General features: G+C 72.9%; 12 protein-coding genes. 6 read left to right on the forward strand and 6 right to left on the reverse strand.

From position 1 onward, the window contains the following. Nucleotides 1-112: 112 nt before the first annotated feature. Nucleotides 113-1,312 carry a bifunctional adenosylcobinamide kinase/adenosylcobinamide-phosphate guanylyltransferase gene (locus OG788_RS14565; RefSeq protein WP_406371183.1) on the forward strand — a complete coding sequence of 400 codons (1,200 nt, stop codon included), beginning with the start codon at nt 113-115 and terminating at the stop codon, nt 1,310-1,312. 82 nt (nt 1,313-1,394) lie between these two features. Here the strand turns inward: OG788_RS14565 and OG788_RS14570 are convergent, their stop codons facing one another. Continuing rightward, entirely contained in the window at nt 1,395-2,462 is a 1,068-nt protein-coding gene (locus OG788_RS14570; RefSeq protein ID WP_406371185.1) for a class I SAM-dependent methyltransferase, read from the reverse strand. 122 nt (nt 2,463-2,584) lie between these two features. Here OG788_RS14570 and cobT point away from each other — a divergent pair, with 122 nt between their 5' ends. The 3 genes from cobT (at nt 2,585) to OG788_RS14585 (ending at nt 7,214) form a co-directional block, all read left to right on the forward strand. Continuing rightward, a complete protein-coding gene (gene cobT / locus OG788_RS14575) occupies nt 2,585-3,802 on the forward strand; it encodes a nicotinate-nucleotide--dimethylbenzimidazole phosphoribosyltransferase (protein ID WP_406371186.1) in 1,218 nt (405 codons plus the stop codon). Nucleotides 3,803-4,672: 870 nt separating this feature from the next. Then, nucleotides 4,673-6,469, forward strand: a complete 1,797-nt coding sequence (locus tag OG788_RS14580) for a phosphatidylglycerol lysyltransferase domain-containing protein (RefSeq protein WP_351555281.1) — start codon at nt 4,673-4,675, stop codon at nt 6,467-6,469. A gap of 43 nt (nt 6,470-6,512) precedes the next feature. Next, complete coding sequence (locus OG788_RS14585) at nt 6,513-7,214, forward strand: hypothetical protein (protein ID WP_406371189.1); 702 nt, start codon at nt 6,513-6,515, stop codon at nt 7,212-7,214. On the opposite strand, the gene OG788_RS14590 is transcribed toward OG788_RS14585, so the two are convergent. After that, the gene (locus OG788_RS14590; protein WP_351555275.1) at nt 7,151-7,918 is read right to left on the reverse strand and encodes a hypothetical protein; all 768 of its coding nucleotides are present in this window, start codon (nt 7,916-7,918) and stop codon (nt 7,151-7,153) included. The two genes, OG788_RS14585 and OG788_RS14590, sit on opposite strands and share 64 nt — an antisense overlap. 60 nt (nt 7,919-7,978) lie before the next feature. Between OG788_RS14590 and OG788_RS14595 the strand changes: the two genes are divergently transcribed. Together OG788_RS14595 and OG788_RS14600 are read left to right on the forward strand one after the other, a co-directional pair. Then, nucleotides 7,979-8,773: an adenosylcobinamide-GDP ribazoletransferase gene (locus tag OG788_RS14595; RefSeq protein ID WP_406371190.1), complete on the forward strand. Its 795-nt coding sequence runs from the start codon at nt 7,979-7,981 to the stop codon at nt 8,771-8,773. 150 nt (nt 8,774-8,923) lie between these two features. After that, nucleotides 8,924-9,508, forward strand: a complete 585-nt coding sequence (locus tag OG788_RS14600) for an RDD family protein (protein WP_351555269.1) — start codon at nt 8,924-8,926, stop codon at nt 9,506-9,508. A 45-nt stretch (nt 9,509-9,553) separates the two neighbouring features. Here the strand turns inward: OG788_RS14600 and OG788_RS14605 are convergent, their stop codons facing one another. From OG788_RS14605 to OG788_RS14620, 4 genes are all read right to left on the reverse strand, one after another. Beyond that, the gene (locus tag OG788_RS14605) at nt 9,554-10,270 is read right to left on the reverse strand and encodes a spherulation-specific family 4 protein (RefSeq protein WP_406371193.1); all 717 of its coding nucleotides are present in this window, start codon (nt 10,268-10,270) and stop codon (nt 9,554-9,556) included. A 37-nt stretch (nt 10,271-10,307) separates the two neighbouring features. After that, entirely contained in the window at nt 10,308-11,936 is a 1,629-nt protein-coding gene (locus OG788_RS14610) for a hypothetical protein (RefSeq protein WP_406371194.1), read from the reverse strand. Continuing rightward, nucleotides 11,933-13,456 carry a GT4 family glycosyltransferase PelF gene (pelF, locus tag OG788_RS14615; protein ID WP_406371196.1) on the reverse strand — a complete coding sequence of 508 codons (1,524 nt, stop codon included), beginning with the start codon at nt 13,454-13,456 and terminating at the stop codon, nt 11,933-11,935. Before pelF ends, OG788_RS14610 begins: the two co-directional genes overlap by 4 nt. Nucleotides 13,457-13,574: 118 nt before the next feature. Beyond that, nucleotides 13,575-15,602: a hypothetical protein gene (locus OG788_RS14620; RefSeq protein WP_406371198.1), complete on the reverse strand. Its 2,028-nt coding sequence runs from the start codon at nt 15,600-15,602 to the stop codon at nt 13,575-13,577. Nucleotides 15,603-15,902 lie beyond the last annotated feature (300 nt).

Below are 15,902 nucleotides of genomic sequence, written 5' to 3' on the forward strand. Positions count from 1 at the left end.
TACGCCTCCAAGGTGTGAGCACACTGCACAGCGGACGCCGGACAAGATCCGGCTCCCGTCCGAAGCCTAGCCGGACGCGCAAGACCTGCGGGGACACGCAAAAATCGACGGCGTGGAACTGACTCTGCTCGGCACCGGTGCCCCCGCGGGCCTGCCCCGCCCCTTCTGTCCCTGCGCTGCCTGCGCGACCGCGCTCGGCGAGAGGGCGCGGGCGGCCACCGCGCTGCTCGTGGACGGCACACTGCTCCTCGATCTCACCCCCGGCGCCGCGTTCGCGGCCGCCCGCGCCGGACACTCGCTGGGCGGCGTACGGCAGGTACTGCTCTCGCATCCGCACGACGGCCCCGCCGTGGAGGTGCCGGCAGGGCTGCCGCAGCCCGGCCGGGTGCCCGACGGACGGGAGTTGGCGCTGATGACGGGACACCGCGTGTGGGCGGTGCCGATGGACGCGCCGGGCACGGGGTACGCGGTGACCGGACCGGACGGGCAGCGGCTGCTGTACCTGCCGCCGGGGGCGGCACCGGCCGGAATGGACGAGAACGGCGACGCCTACCACATGGTGCTCCTCGATGTGGTGGGGCGGCCGGACGCGCTGGCGAAGCTGCGCGCGGTCGGCGCGGTCGGCCCGACGACCGACGTGATCGCGGTGCACCTCGACCACGACGTGCCCCCGGGTCCCGAACTGCGGCGGCGGCTCGCCGCGGCCGGCGCGCGGGCCGTGCCCGACGGGATGACCCTCGACGTGGGCGTCTACGAGGACGTGCCCGATGTGCCGCGCAGGACGCTGGTGCTCGGCGGGGCGCGTTCGGGCAAGTCGGTGGAGGCGGAACGACGGCTGGAGGCGTTCCCCGACGTCCTCTACGTCGCCACCGGAGGTTCGCGCAACGGGGACTGCGAATGGGCGTCGCGGGTCAGCGCCCACCGTGAGCGGCGGCCCGGCTCCTGGCGCACCGTCGAGACCTGCGACCTGGTCCCCCTCCTCGCGGAGGACGGTCCGCCGCTGCTCGTCGACTGCCTCTCGCTGTGGCTGACGGACGCCATGGACTCGGTGAACGCCTGGGACGACGCCGAGTGGTCCGGCGGCGGCGAACGCGCCCTGCGCGCCCGCGTGGAGGAGCTCGTCGCCGCGGTCCGCAACACCCGCCGCACGGTCGTCGCGGTCTCGAACGAGGTGGGCTCCGGCATCGTCCCCGCCACGGCCTCCGGACGCCGCTACCGCGACGAACTCGGGCGGCTGAACGCGGGGTTCGCCGGGGAGTGCGAGCACGTGCTGCTGGTGGTGGCGGGGCAGGCGTTGAAGCTGCGGGGCTGACCACTGCCGAACTCCGCGCCGGCGGACGCGCGTTCTTCGCCTCCGCCGGGCGCTCGCCCCCGTTCACCCCGGACGGGCGCTCTCAGGTCTGCCTGCGGGCGACGATGCGGTACGCGTTCGAGAAGCGGGTGCGACGGAGCAGCGGGGCCATCAGACGGTCCAGCGCGGCGGTCGAGGCGAGGAGCGGAACGGACACCCGGGCCAGGGCCTGACGCACGGTGTGCTGGAGAGGGGTCGGGGGTGTCGGGCGCCACGGGGTGTCGGGGCCGGGGAGGGCGCGGCCGAGGGCCAGGGCGAGGGCGCCGGAGAGGTCGTGGGGGATGTGCGGTTCCCGGCGGTCCGTCGCGACGACCTCGCAGCCGAGGGACTCGAGTTCGCCGAGCAGATTGGGCAGCGGCATGAGGTGCAGATGGCGCGGCTGGCCGTACGCCACCCACCACTTGCCGAGCAGCATGCCGAACGCGCACTCGGGGTCGGGGACTTCGACGAGGAGGTGCCCGCCGGGGCGCAACACCGCCAGCGCGGCGCGCAGTTCCTCGCGCGGGTCGGGCGTGTGCTCCAGATGGTGGAACATGCTCACGACGTCGTAGCGGGCACGCAGCCGCTCGGCGATCCGCGGGTCCGTGAGCCGCCCGACGTGCGCCTCCTCCACCCGTCCCGCCGCCCGTGCCCTCTCGACGCGCCGCGTCGGGTCGAGCCCGTCGAAGGACGTGTACGGGTGGACCTCCTTGGCCGCCGCCGGGAAGTGCCCGTGTCCGGTGCCGATGTCGAGCCAGCTCTCCGGCTCCGGGAAGGGCAGCATGGCGCGGGCCGCCGCGAGGTGGCGTCCGGTTCCGCCGCGGGCGCCGAGCAGCCGCTCGGCGAGGCTCTCGTGGCCGTCCTCCCGGACGTCCCGGTGGTAGAACGCCAGCCCCTCCGCGGTGAGCCGGGGGTTCTGGAAGGCGTGGGAGCAGTCCCCGCACTCGTCGACCACGAACGTCCCCGGCTTGCGCTGCCGCAGGTCCGGCGTACGCAGCCGGGTGCGCAGGCGCTTCGAGCCGCACCAGGGGCAGTCGGCGCGGCGCGGTTCGTGGAACCGGGCGGTGCCCTGGGCGAGTTCGGCCGCGTAGGCGGCACGGCGTTCGGCGATCGGCTGCGTGGTGGGGGGCATGGGCGCTCCTGTCGGGGACGAGCCGTACGACAATCCGACACAAACGGTACGTATCCGAAGGTGATACGGAGTGCATCGACGTGGCGCGGACGTGTTCGATCGGTGCCGGTACTGTTCGGCGAATGAGCTCGCTTAATCTCGACGACTTCACCGATCTGATCGAGCGTCCCGACGGAGGCGTACGCCGAGACGCCGAGGCGCGCCGGGAGAGCCGGATCGTGCCGCCCGGGGCACTGGGCCGCCTCGACGACCTGGGTGAATGGCTGGCGGCGGCGCAGTCCGCTGTGCCGGTGCGGCCGATCGAGCACCCGCGTGTCGTGTTGTTCGCGGGCGACCACGGGATCGCCGCCCTCGGTGTGTCGGCGCGCCCCGCGGGCAGCGCCGGCCGGCTGGTGCGGGCGGTCCTGGAGGGCGCGAGCCCGGCGTCGGTGCTGGCCCGCCGGCTCGGCGTGCCGGTGCGCGTGATCGACATGGCGCTGGAGACCGATCCCGAGGGGCTGCCCGACGAGGTCGTGCGGCATCGGGTCCGGCGCGGTTCGGGCCGGATCGACGTCGAGGACGCGATGACCCTGGAGGAGGCGGAGGCCGCCTTCCGCGCCGGGGTCGCCATCGCGGACGAGGAGGCGGACTCCGGTACGGATCTGGTGGTGCTCGGCGACATCAGCGTGGGCGGGACCACGGCGGCGGCCGTCCTGGTCGCGGCGCTGTGCGGGACCGACGCGTCCGTCGTCACCGGGCGGGGCGGGCAGGCCATCGACGACCTCGCGTGGATGCGCAAGTGCGCCGCCGTGCGCGACTCCCTGCGGCGGGCCCGGCCCGTGCTCGGGGACCAGCTGCAGCTGCTCGCGACGGTGGGCGGGGCCGATCTGGCGGCGATGACCGGATTCCTGCTGCAGAGCGCGGTGCGCAAGATGCCGGTGATTCTCGACGGAGTCGTGTCGGCCGCGTGCGCGCTGGTCGGACAGCGGGTCGCCTTCCGCGCGCCGGACTGGTGGCTGGCCGGGCAGAGCAGCGGGGAGCCGGCGCAGGCCAAGGCACTGGACCGGATGGCCCTCGAACCGCTGCTCGACCACGGGGTGACAGTGGGCGAGGGGGCGGGCGCCCTGCTCGCGCTGCCGCTGGTCCAGGCCGCGGCGAGCCTCGCGGCGGACCTTCCGGAAGCCCCCTCTCCGGAGGCGGAGACGGCCCCGGAAGCAGACCCCAAGCAAGACTCCGAGCCCGACACCGCTTCCGACACCGAGACCGACACGGACCCCGGGACCGGCTCAGGAACCGACACCGACTCCGGGACCGGCCCAGGAACCGACACCGACTCCGGGACCGGCTCAGGAACCGACTGAGGGGCCGGGGCAGGCTCAGGGACCGACACCGGGACCGGGACCGACTCAGGAACCGACACCGAGACCGGGACCGGCTCAGGAACCGACACCGAGACCGGGGGCAGCTCAGGAACCGACACCGGGACCGGCTCAGGAACCGGCTCAGGAACCGGGGCCAGCTCAGGGACCGACCCCGGGACCGGGACCGACTCAGGGACCGACCCCGGGACCGGGACCGGCTCAGGAACCGACTCCGGGACCGGCTCCCGGTCGGAGGCTGATGCCGAGTCCGCCCCCGGTGCTCAGACCGCGCCCGGGCCCGACACCGACTCCCCGACCCCCGGGCGGGACGCGTAGCCGCCCGGCCTCCGAGGCCGCGCCCGTACCCGGCGCCGACCGTCCGGCCCGCGCCGGGACGACCGGCCGGCCGGACTGCCCGCCCCCGCCCTCGGGAGCGCCCACGCGCGACGCCGACTCACCGGCCCCGCCCAGGACGTTCACCGACCGGGCCGGCCGCCCCCGCCCCGGGGGCACACCCGGGGCGGGGGCCAACTCCCCGGGCCCGTCCCGGACGGTTCACCGACCGGAGCCGGCGTCCTCGGCCCGGGGCACCCGGCTTCGACGCCAACTCCCCAGGTCCCGGCCGGGACGGCGCGCCGACCGAAGTCGCCGGCCTCCGCTTCGAGGCCGCACCCGGGCCCGACGCCCGCCATCGGGCGCCGGGCCGGGACGAGGTGCCGCCCGGCCCCCGGTCCGGGGCCATGAGAACCGGTGCCCCGGCAGCCGAGCACCCCCGGGGCATCGGTAGGAGCAGGACCCGCCGCCCGGCGGGGCACCACCCGCACCGGCCCTCCCCCGCGCGGGGCACAATGCCCCATATCATCGCGCTTTATGGGAGATGCCCGAATTGCCGTTGACCAGGAACGGGCGTCGGTCCGCCGGAACGACGGGGACCGGCGGTCCACGGCCGCCTCGCGGCGGTCCGCCGCCTTCGCCGTCTGGTATCTGCGCGCGGTCACGTTCATCAACTTTCTGAGCGCCGTGTGGGTGTCGCTCGGACAGGACGTACGACGGCACAACACCGAGAACTACTTCACCCCGTACCTGCTGACCGCCGGATTCGCCTCCGGGGTGTTCACGATGTTCCTGGCCATCACGATGCGGCGGCGCAAGCGGGCCGCGTGGATCCTCAACTCCGTGCTGAGCGGCATGTTCCTGCTGCTGTTCGCCGTCGCGATGGCATTCCCGGAGATCCGCCAGTACGCGCAGAACTGGGTGTCGCTCGTGCTGACCGCGGCCTTCGTGGGCTCCCTCGCCGTCGGCCGCCGGGAGTTCTACGCCAAGGGCGACCGGTCGAACCCGAAGCTCGCCGCGGCCGTCGCGGTCGGCGGGCTGCTGGTCACCTCCCTGCTCGCCGCGCTGCTGGTCACGGTCACCAACGAAGCGCACGACGCCCACCGTTCGACCTTCCTGGACCGCTGGCGCTACGGCACCCTGCGGCTCGTCTCGGTCGCCGCCGACGACTCCCACTACCCCGGGATCTCGACGCCCAACTGGGTCGTGGTCGGCATCAACGTGCTCAGCACCCTGCTGGTGCTCGCCGTCCTCTACGCGGCCTTCCGCTCCCGGCGTGCCGTCGACCCGCTCACCGAGGACGACGAGAAGCGGCTGCGCGCCCTGCTCGACCGCAACGGCGACCGGGACTCGCTGGGCTACTTCGCGCTGCGCCGGGAGAAGAGCGTGGTCTGGTCGCCCACCGGCAAGGCGGCGGTGGCGTACCGCGTGGTGGGCGGGGTGTCCCTGGCGAGCGGCGACCCCATCGGCGACCCGGAGGCCTGGCCCGGCGCCATCGAACCCTGGCTCGCCGAGGCCCGGGAGCACGGCTGGATCCCGGCGGTGATGGGCGCTAGCGAGGAGGCGGGCACCATCTACTCCCGGCACGGTCTCGACGCCCTCGAGCTCGGCGACGAAGCCCTCGTGGAGACGGCCGAGTTCACCCTCGAAGGACGGGCCATGCGTACCGTCCGGCAGGCCTACAACCGGGTCAAGCGGGCCGGGTACCGGGTGCGCATCCGACGGCACGAGGACATCCCGGCCGCCGAGCTGGCGTATCTGCTCAGGCGTGCGGACGACTGGCGCGACGGCGCGACCGAGCGCGGCTTCAGCATGGCGCTCGGCCGCCTCGGCGATCCCGAGGACGGGCGCTGCGTGATGCTCGAATGCACCGATGCCGAGGGCGGGTTGAGGGCAGTGCTGTCCTTCGTGCCGTGGGGGCCGAACGGGCTCTCGCTGGACCTGATGCGGCGCGACCGCGACGCGGAGAACGGGCTGATGGAGTTCATGGTGATCGAACTCCTGCGGCGCGCCCAGGAGATCGGGATCACCCAGGTCTCGCTCAACTTCGCCATGTTCCGTTCGGTCTTCGAACGCGGAGCGCGGCTCGGCGCGGGACCGGTGCTGCGGCTGTGGCGCTCGCTGCTCAGCTTCTTCTCGCGCTGGTGGCAGATCGAGTCGCTGTACCGGGCCAACGCCAAGTACCGGCCCATCTGGGAGCCGCGGTTCCTGCTCTTCGAGAAGAGCGCCGACCTGCTGCGCATCGGTGTCGCGTCCGCACGCGCCGAGGGGTTCCTGGAGGCGCCGGGCCTGCCGAAGTGGCTGCACCGCAAGCACCTGGAATCGCACAGATGAGACCGCCGGGGACCGGTGCGCGACGGGCCGTGGGGGCCGCCGGATGAGCAGGCTCGCCGGCTGGGCCCGCGCCGAGTGGGGTCCGCTGTACGTCACCGCGCGCCGGGCCCTGGTGGCGAGGCGGTGGCGGGCGGTTCCGATGACCCTCGGCGCGGTGTGCCTGACGGCGGTTCTCCAGTTCGTCCAGAACCAGTCCTGGGGCTATCAGCTGGTGCAGAACGCCGGCTCCGTCCGGGCCGAGGAACCGCTGCCGCTCGCCCTGCTCCGCACTCCGCTCTCCCTGTTCGTACCGGCACTGGATCTGCCCGTGTGGGGCGCCCTCGCGCAGATCCTCCTCGTCTTCGGGATCGCCGAGATCTGTCTGGGCTGGTGGCGCACGCTCGTCATCGCGTACGTCGCCACGCTGGCCGGGACGCTCTACGCCCGCGTCGGCATCGCCCTCGGCCCGCACCATCCGCTGGGTCTGCCCGGGGCGGACGCCCAGGTCGTCGACACCGGCCCGTCGGCGGCCGTGGTGGGCCTCGCCGTGTTCCTCGGCTGGCGCTACCGGGCGTATGTGACGGCGGGGGTGGTGATCGGCGCCATGGTGGTCGAGGTGCTCCTCAAGGACAACCTGGCGGGCAAGGAACACCTGGCGGCCATCGCGGCGGTACTGGTGATGTGCTGTGTCTCCGCGGCGCGTCACGGCCTTTCGGACAGGGAACGGGCGGGCTCGGGGTCGGGTTTGCCGCCGATCCAGTCCTGAACCTTGCGGCTGGGGCCCGCCCAGCGGCGGTCGTGCCGGTAGAAGCGCAGCCGGGACCGGGCGCGGGCGCGCGGCCGGCGCCGGTAGAAGCGCTTGGCCCACGGCGAACCGGGCTTGGCCAGCCGGATCGAGCCGATCAGGGCGATGAAGGGAATGATCACCCCGAAAATGGCCGTGCGGGCCTTCCCCTTGCTGAGGGCGATCAGCGCGAAGAGGAAGTTCAGGGCGATGGTCACGATCACGCTGGCGCGGTCCTGCAACTCCTGGTCGGTGGTGTCGTTGACGCCGAGCGGCGAGAAGCCGCTGAGCATCAGCCCGACCAGGGCCGCCGTGATCACCACGATCTCGACGCTCTTGCGCCCGGCCTCGGTCCAGTAGACGTCGTCGAGGTGCAGGATCAGCGCGAACTCGTCGAGCACGAGGCCCGCTCCGATGCCGAACACCACGGCACACACGCACGGCCAGAACCCGTACCGGCTGCTGGCGACCGCCCCGAAGCCCCCGATCACCGTGAGCACGACGCCGGGCACCACGTGGTGGATGTGCAGATCACCGGCTTTGACGTTGCCGAAGGGCCCCTTGCCGGCGCGGATGAGCCGCACGACGACACGGGTGACCACGAAGGTCAGGACGAACGAGGCCAGCGCCAGCAACAGGGGGAGTTTCCCGGGCTCGACGATGTTCCGCTGCAACCAATGACCCATATGCGAACTTTATCCATCGCCGCTGTATCCGCCCTCCGGGCGTCCGGGTAGCCTGCGCCGATGTCCAAGACCGCCTCCGGGGCCTCTCTCCCCGACAGCCTCCGTTTCGCCTTCGGCACCCTCACCGCGCTCCCCGTGAAGGTGACCCGCTGGGACCGCGACGCGGCTCGCGGCGGCATGCTGTGCGCCCCCCTGGCCGGGGTCGTGGTCGGGGCGTGCGCCGCCCTGGTGGGCTTGGCACTGCTGGCCATGGGCGCCGGCCCGCTGCTCGCGGCCGTGGCCACCGCCGCCGTACCGGCCGCGCTCACCCGCGGCCTGCACCTCGACGGCCTCGCCGACACCGCGGACGGGCTGGGCAGCGGCAAGCCCGCCGAGGACGCGCTGCGGATCATGAAACAGTCGGACATCGGCCCGTTCGGTGTGATCACCCTGATGTTCGTCCTGCTCGCCCAGGTGGCCGCACTCGCCCAGGCCTACGACTCCTCCTGGGCCCGGGGTGCCCTCGCCGCCGTCGTCTCGGCCACCGTGGCCCGCCTCGCCCTCACGCTCGCCGCCCGCACCGGGGTGCCCGCGGCCCGGCCCGAGGGCCTGGGCGCGGCGGTCGCGGGAACCGTTCCGCCCCGCGCCGCGCTGCTGGTGGCGGTGGCCGTGACCGGCGCGGCGGCGGGTGGCGGCGCGCTCGTCGGGTCGTACGACCTGGTGCGCGCCGCGGTGGCGGCGGGCGCCTCCTGCGTGGCCGCCGAACTGCTGCTGCGGCACTGCACCCGCCGCTTCGGCGGGATCACCGGCGACGTGTTCGGGGGCCTCGCGGAGACGGCGGCGACGACCGCGCTCGTGGTTCTCTCGCTGGGCTGATCACCGTTCTGTCACCGGCCTGGAACGATCACCGGCGAACGCCGCCGCGAGCCGGCGCCCCCACTAATCTGAGCGGCCGAACAGACAACGGATCGTGATCGGGGGACGTCTGTGCCGAACGTGCTGCCACTGCCGAAATCTCGGCGCCTCATGGCGTGGTTCATCGACTTCGCGCTGGTGCTCGCGGCGGCGTCCGCGCTCGCCGTGCTCACCTTCCACCGCGTCTCCGCGCTCGTGGCGGACGTGCCGGATCTCGCGACGCGCGGCGGCTGGGACCTCCTCACCTCGCGCGGCGATGTCGTCGGCGCCTCCGAGGGGTTCGGGCTCTCGCTCTGGCGCAGGGCGGTCCGGGACGTGGAGCAGGCCTTCGGGCTGCTGGTGGTCGCGACCTTCCTCTACCAGTGGTCGGCGCTCGCCCTCACCGGACGGACCGTCGGGAAGGCCCTGCTCGGCCTGAAGGTCACGCCGTCCGCTCCGCGCCGTGCGGCGCTGCGGGCCGCGGTGACCACGACGGCCGACGTCGCCGTGTACGCGGTGGCCTGCATCCTGTTGGTGGAGGGCGAGTTCGTCCTCTCGGTGCTGGTGTGGACCGTCGCCGTCGTGATCTTCTTCCTGAACGCGCTGCCCGTGCTCGCCCCGAGCCGCCGCTCGCTGGCGGACCGGGTGTCGGGAACCGCGGTGACGGGCCTCGGGCGCGGCATGCCCGGCACCCCGCCCCCGTTCACCACTCCTTAAGCGTCGCGCCCGGCTTCGGGTGGCGGGACTGGGGCGGAGGGCGTTTCACGGGACGGGCGCCAGGGCGTGCGGCAGCGTGCCCCAGGGGTGGTCCCCCACACCGGGGACCGCGCAGTACAGCGCGGCCCCCCGCTCGCGTGCCAGCGCCGCCGTGTCGGCGCCGGCCGGTACCCCGTGGACGAGATGGCAGAGGCTCGCCCCGGCACCGGTCCACGGCGGCGGGGGTCTCCTGCGGTAGCTGGTCCAGGTGCCCTCGAAGGTGACGAGCACGTCGGCGATCCGGGCGTACGAGGGGTGCGGTGCCGTGCCGTGGTTGAGGACGAGGCCGCCGCCGAGTCCCCGGGCCGCCGCCGCCAGCCGCCGGTAGTACCCGAACTCGCTCTCCACGGCGGCGGCCTGGTCGAGGAACGTGCCGTCGGTGCCGTACCAGTCGCGATGCCGGGTCAGATCGCGTACGACGTCCGCGAGCGGTCTGCGCCCGTAGTCCGTGTCGACATAGCCGAGCACCCGGACGTCCGCCGCGCGCAATCGCCCGGCGACAGCCGCGAACGCCGGGTCGGGACGTTTGCCGGGTCCGCTGGCGGGGTTCAGCACGACGCCGTGCAGCCGGGGCGCGGCGGCGACGAGCGCGTCCCATTCGGCCGGGCGGACGGAAGGGTGTTCGTAGTACGGGACGAGAAGGGTCTTCGAGGTCGGCGCGCCCGGAGTGCCGCCGGGCGCGCTCGGGGAAGGGCTCAGGGGTGGTCTCATGGGCGGGCTCATGGGCGGGCTCTCCTCCGCGTGCCGGTGGCCGGCGGGTTCATCGGTGGGCCGTCGCCTTTCCCAGCAGGGCGCAGACGAGCGCGGTCTGGGCGCCGGCCGCCGTGCCGTACACGATCAGGCCCACCCAGTGCGCGTCGCCCGTGTGCGTCGCGAGGGCCGCGGTCTGGGCGAGCGCGGCGGCACAGACGATCGCGGCCGTGCCGGTGACGGCGCCGAAGGACTGGAGCAGCAGCCCGGTCCACATGACCACACCCAGCAGGAGCAGTCCGGCGAGCCGGACCCCGTCCGCGGTCGTGGGCGCGTGCGGCCACAGCGCGGAGGTGCCGAGGCCGAGCACGAGGAGTGCGGCGAGGTAGCCGGCCAGGCAGCGGACCAGGGCACCGCCGGTGGCGCGCCGGAAACGCCTCGCGGACGTGCTGGAACGCTGCCCGGCCAGGCTCCCGCTGCGGAACCGGAACAGCAGCCACTCCGCGGGCCCCATGCTGAGTGTCAGCGCGACCGCGGCCGGTGCGGCGACCGACGCGCGGGCTCCCGTCAGGACGTCTCCGAGTGCCGCGTACAGCACGAGGACACCGCTGCCGAGCCCGAAGAGGGCGTACGGGAGGGTGCCGGCGTGCCGGCGCGGGGCGGACCTGCGGGCGCGCAGCCGCGCTACGACGCCCTCGAGGCGGGCCGGGTCTGCCTCGGAAACCTTGGCGGACGGCCGGCCCGTGGAGGCCGCCCGCGGTTCACCGGCCCGCCCGGACGGCTCCGCGCCGCCCGGCGCGTTCCCGTACGGCAACAGCGCGAGAAGCCCCGCGCTCCAGCTCCCCTCCCCCGACTCCCTGACGGCGGGCGCCACTTCGAGCAGACCGAGCAGGGCGACCGCCGCCAGCGAGCCCAGCAGCAACGCCACCCGCGCCAGGTCCGGGACCGGCTGGAACACGGTGACGATCGCGCCCGCCGTCATGGGCGTCAGGGCGGCGAGCAGCGTGCGCTCCCGGCCCGTCACGAGCAGGACGGTGGCCGCGCCCAGATAGCCGGACTGCCCGGCGGCGAAGGCCACGGCGCCCCCGCCGGCCGTACCGGCCGCCGCGAAGGCCACCAGGGAACCGAGCAGGACGCCGACCGGTGTCCCGACGAGCAGCGCGCGGCGGGCGGCCGTGCGGTCGCCGAGCCCCATCCAGGTGTACGCGCGGTACGCGAGCCCCTGGTTCCAGGTCCACCCGCACAACGCCCCGGCGAGCATCGGAACGGTGCCGGCCGGAAGCCCGAACGCGCCCTTGGGCCCCGCGAGAAGCGGTGCCGCGAGGACATAGCCGAGGCCGGGCAGGGCGAAGACGATGCCCCTCAGGAGACAGCCGAGGAGTCCGATCCGCCACGGGTCGTGAGCCGGGCCCTCCGGTTCGGGATAGGCACGGTCGACCCGCTCGAACAACTCCTCCGCGAGGGCGAAGGAGTTCTTGACGCCGTACCGTTCGCGTATCTGGTCGTCCGACAGACCGTCGGATTCGAGCAGCGCGGCCACCTCGTCGGGGTGGACGGCCGCGGAGACGAACTCCCCGAGACTCTCGGCCAGTTCGTCGATCGGGTCGGGATGCGCCCAGCTCGTCGAGCGGCGCTGGCTCGGTACCCGGGCACGCGTGTCCCGGTGGGCCCCGGGCGGCGTGTGCAGGGAGCCGCTCACCAGCCGGTCCCGTCCGTGGCGACGGCCTGGTACCAGGGGTCGCGCAGTTCGACGGTCCAGTCGTCCACGGTCTCGACGGCGGGCTCGTACACCTCGGGCCGGCCCGCCAGTTCCTGGTAGACCGTCCTGAAGGCGTCGACGGAACGGCGCAGAGTGAACCGGTCGATGACCCGCTGGCGGGACAACTCTCCTAGATCCAGGCGTCGTTCGTCGTCACGCAGCAGGGTGAGCGCGGCGGCGGCCATCTTCTCCGGCTCGCGCGGCGGGACGACGATGCCGGTGTCACCGACCGCCTCGCGGACCCCGCCCACGTCCGTGGAGACCGTCGTACGGCCGCAGGACATCGCCTCGATGATCGAGAACGGGAAGCCCTCGGAGATCGAGGACAGCATGACGATGTGACCGGCCGCGTAGGCGCGCCACACCTCGGTGATGCGGCCCTCGAAGGTCAGTCCGTCGGTGACGCCCAGTTCGGCGGCGAGTTTCTCCAGGCGGGTCCGGTACGCCTCGCCGCCGGGCGGCACGGGACCGAACAACCGGAGCCGGGTGTCGGGCAGTTCGGCGCGCACCACGGCGTAGGCGCGCAGGAGTGTCTCCAGGTCCTTGATGGGGTCGACCCGGCCGCACCAGGTGAGGGTGGGCACGGCGGGTTCGGGGCCGGCGTGCGGGAAGGCGTGCGGGTCGACGCCGTTGTAGACCGTGCGGATCCGGTCGCCGTCGGCGCCGCCGCGTTCCTCCCAGCGGCGGTTGTACTGGTTGCAGGGGGTGATGAGGTCGGCGGCTCGGTAGCCGAGGGAGTTCAGCTCGCGGTAGAAGCCGAGCATGAACGCCTTGACGGGCCAGCGCTGTTGGAGTGCGCGGTAGCCGAGATAGCGCTCGCGCATGTAGATGCCGTGCTCGGTGAGCAGGAACGGGACCCCGTCCAGGTGGTGCGCGACGAGGGCGGGCAGCGTGGCGAGTCCGCTGCTGACCGCGTGGGCGACGGAGTCCTCGGGGATGCGGACACCGAGCGGGCGCAGCGCGTGCTCGAGCAGGTCCGTCGCCGTGAGCGCGTCGTGCACGGTGGGCCGGGCGGCGGCCGTCGGCAGATGCGGCATCGTCCAGATCAACATCAGCGAGCGGAGCGCCGATTCGCTGCGCAGGGCGGCCGACAGGCGTCCGGCACGGGCGAGTTCGGCCAGTTCGTACAGGGCGTCACCGAAGTCCTCTGGCGTGTCAGGGTCGAGGAAGGCGAACAGGAAGCGCTCGTAGGTCTCGGTGAAGCGGCGGAGGGCGCGGCCCAGCGGTGGCCGGGCGCGGCCGGGCCGTGGCCCCCAGGTCGGTACGGAGGTGTGCCGGTAGATGTTGGGCGGCAGTTCCCAGGTCACGGGTTCGCGGCCGCTGCCGGTGAGCGAGACGATGTGGAAGTCGACTTCCGGCATGCCCTTGACCAGTTGGTCGCACCAGGTGCTGACCCCGCCGTGGACATGCGGATAGGTGCCTTCGGTGAGCATGGTGACATGACGGCCGGTGCGCATCATGTGTGGTTCCCCCCTGGGACTGTTTCTTCCGGAGAGCCCCCCGGCCCCCGGTGCACGGCTCGACGCGCACCCCGGCCGGTCGGACCGGGGTGCGCGTCGAGCCGCGGAGCTGCCGTGCCTAAGCGGGCAGGTTCAGCTTGAGTGCGGACTGAAGGAGCTCCGGCTTGGTCCAGTCATTGCGCTGTCCCGCGTACGGCGTTCCGAACGCGGCCGTGCCGACCAGGAGTTGCTTCTTGGTCCCCTCAGGCACGGTCACCGGGATCAGGGTCCCGGACGGGGCGGTGACCGTGACGGTGTTGCCGACGCGGTAGGCCGTGACCTTGTTGTTCGCCACCGCGGCCTGCCAGGCGGTGCGGCGCTGCATCTCGGTGCCGATCGCGCTCTGCCGGGGGTTCTGCAGCGGGGCGTTGTCGGCGTAGAGGGCGCGGTACCCGGCGAGCACCTTGTCCAGGACCGGGTACAGGATGCGGTCCTCGGCCAGGTTGGACTGGTGGACGTAGTGCGGGCGCGGGTCGTTGCCGATGGCGTGCCCGAGCGCGGTGCGCGCCTCCATCGGGACGATGTAGTCGGCGTAGCCGGTGGACGTGTTCAGGGGAGCCGGCAGACAGGTGGACGTGGCGTTGTTCTCGCAGATGCCACTGCCGCCGTCGGCCTGGGAGCTGTAGATCCAGTTGTACTCGTCGGCCATCTCCTCGGCCGTTCCGGCGTTGTAGTACACGTTCATCGGGTAACGGGGAACGGTCAGCGCGTTGCCCACCGCACGCTGCTCGGGCTCACGGGAGTTGTCGGACCCGGTCCACTTGACGCCGTTGGCGGAGAGGGCGCCCGCGAGGTTCGGGTTGTCGTTGGGCTGCTGGGGCAGCGTCTTGAGACCCGAGTGCTCGCCGGTCACCAGCTCGGTGCGGTCGATGGAGAGGCCGTGGGAGGCCGCCCAGTTGTTGTTCTGCGAGATCTGCGCGGAGATGTCGGCCCGGCTCATGTACTTCGTCGAGCCGTCGGCGTTCTTCGAGCAGGTCCAGGGGACGGTCGTGGTGTCCTGGACGCAGCCGAGGAACGGGTGCGTGTAGGTGTGGTTCATCCAGCGGAACTTGGCCTTGTCGGCGAGCAGCTGGGTGGTGAGGGCGTCGGTGCCGCCGTTCTCGGCCTTCCACTCCTCGCCCGCGCCCGCGTTGAAGACCATGTCGAGCGTGAACCCGTGGTCGGCCTGCCACTGGGCGGCGTAGGCGGCGTCGTCCGCGGTCATCCGGATCGGCGTGGTGCTGTCCTCCCCGTCGCCGCCCGCGCAGTCGATGTCGCCGGGCGTGCAGTTGCGCTGGGAGTCCCAGCGGGCGTCGGGCGCGAAGACGTCGTCGACGTGGACGGAGAAGTAGTTCCTGCTCTGTCCGAGGTGCACGCCCTGCGTCAGCCATTCGACGATGCCGCGCGCGAGGACCTTGAACTGCTTCTGGTACTGGTTGTACGCGAAGGTCACCACGAGTTCGCGGCGCCCGTCGTGCTCGTACTGGCCGAGCATCGAACCGCCGGAGGGCGCGTTCAGGTAGCTGGTGAACCCCTCCCTGGGGTGGGCCGCGTAGCCGTAGCTCTCCTGCACCGCCGGGTCGTTGTCCTCGAAGGTGAGCGGTCCGTCGAGGTAGCGGAACGGGCCGGTCGTGCCCGCCGCCGTGACCTGGGTCTGTGCGCCGTCCAGCACGCCGGACCAGCCGCCGTTCTGGTCGGTGTAGTCGAGCCCGACCTCGGGGTGTGCCCAGGTGTAGGCGTCGACCTGCGGGATCCCGAACGTCTTCTCGTACGTCTCCAACGCGGTCTGCTCGGCCGAACCCGGGCCGAACGGCGCCTCGTTCGGCAGGACGACGCCCTGGTACTTGGCGCGCGGGACGCCGTTCACCGTGTCGCTCAGGAACGTCGCGTTGACGGTCGGGCGGCCTGCGTCACCCAGATTGACCGTGGTGTAAGGAATTCCGGAGTTCTTCAGCTCCGCGGTGATGGCCCCGACCTGGCCGGCGCCATTGTCGAGGACCAGGACCTTGAGATCGATCCGCGGCGCGGTGGCCGCGGATGCGCCGGGTGCCCCCACTCCCAGCGCCAGGAGTCCGGCGGCCCCCAGAACGGCGGCCGTCCCTCTCCAGCGATGCAGACTTTGTGCCATATGTGGCGCCTCCCCCTTGGAGATCCCCTTCGAGTGGAAATCGAGGGGGATCTGTGGAAATCGTGCGAAGCAGTGGGCGACATGCCCACTGGAACACGATGAGTGTGTCTCAGGTCACCAGGAGTGAGGGGCGGGAATCCAGCACCGCGCCACTTGTGGGTGAACGCCCGCAGAAATGAGCGAAACCCGGCCCCGAGCGTAGGCTCGTCCCGGGTACTTCGCCCGCCCTGTCAGGGGCCCCGGCAAGGACCGCCCCCGAGGACGGATCTAGGGTCAGCCGTCGGGCCCGGTCGACCCACC

Source organism: Streptomyces sp. NBC_00647 (assembly GCF_045207245.1).
Classification (GTDB): domain Bacteria; phylum Actinomycetota; class Actinomycetes; order Streptomycetales; family Streptomycetaceae; genus Streptomyces.

Excerpts from the sequence above, each read along its gene's own strand:
- OG788_RS14570 (WP_406371185.1), bottom strand. The coding sequence starts at position 2,462 with ATGCCCCCCACCACGCAGCCGATCGCCGAACGCCGTGCCGCCTACGCG.
- cobT (WP_406371186.1), top strand. The coding sequence starts at position 2,585 with ATGAGCTCGCTTAATCTCGACGACTTCACCGATCTGATCGAGCGTCCC.
- OG788_RS14580 (WP_351555281.1), top strand. The coding sequence starts at position 4,673 with ATGGGAGATGCCCGAATTGCCGTTGACCAGGAACGGGCGTCGGTCCGC.
- OG788_RS14585 (WP_406371189.1), top strand. The coding sequence starts at position 6,513 with ATGAGCAGGCTCGCCGGCTGGGCCCGCGCCGAGTGGGGTCCGCTGTAC.
- OG788_RS14590 (WP_351555275.1), bottom strand. The coding sequence starts at position 7,918 with ATGGGTCATTGGTTGCAGCGGAACATCGTCGAGCCCGGGAAACTCCCC.
- OG788_RS14595 (WP_406371190.1), top strand. The coding sequence starts at position 7,979 with ATGTCCAAGACCGCCTCCGGGGCCTCTCTCCCCGACAGCCTCCGTTTC.
- OG788_RS14600 (WP_351555269.1), top strand. The coding sequence starts at position 8,924 with ATGGCGTGGTTCATCGACTTCGCGCTGGTGCTCGCGGCGGCGTCCGCG.
- OG788_RS14605 (WP_406371193.1), bottom strand. The coding sequence starts at position 10,270 with ATGAGCCCGCCCATGAGACCACCCCTGAGCCCTTCCCCGAGCGCGCCC.
- pelF (WP_406371196.1), bottom strand. The coding sequence starts at position 13,456 with ATGATGCGCACCGGCCGTCATGTCACCATGCTCACCGAAGGCACCTAT.
- OG788_RS14620 (WP_406371198.1), bottom strand. The coding sequence starts at position 15,602 with ATGGCACAAAGTCTGCATCGCTGGAGAGGGACGGCCGCCGTTCTGGGG.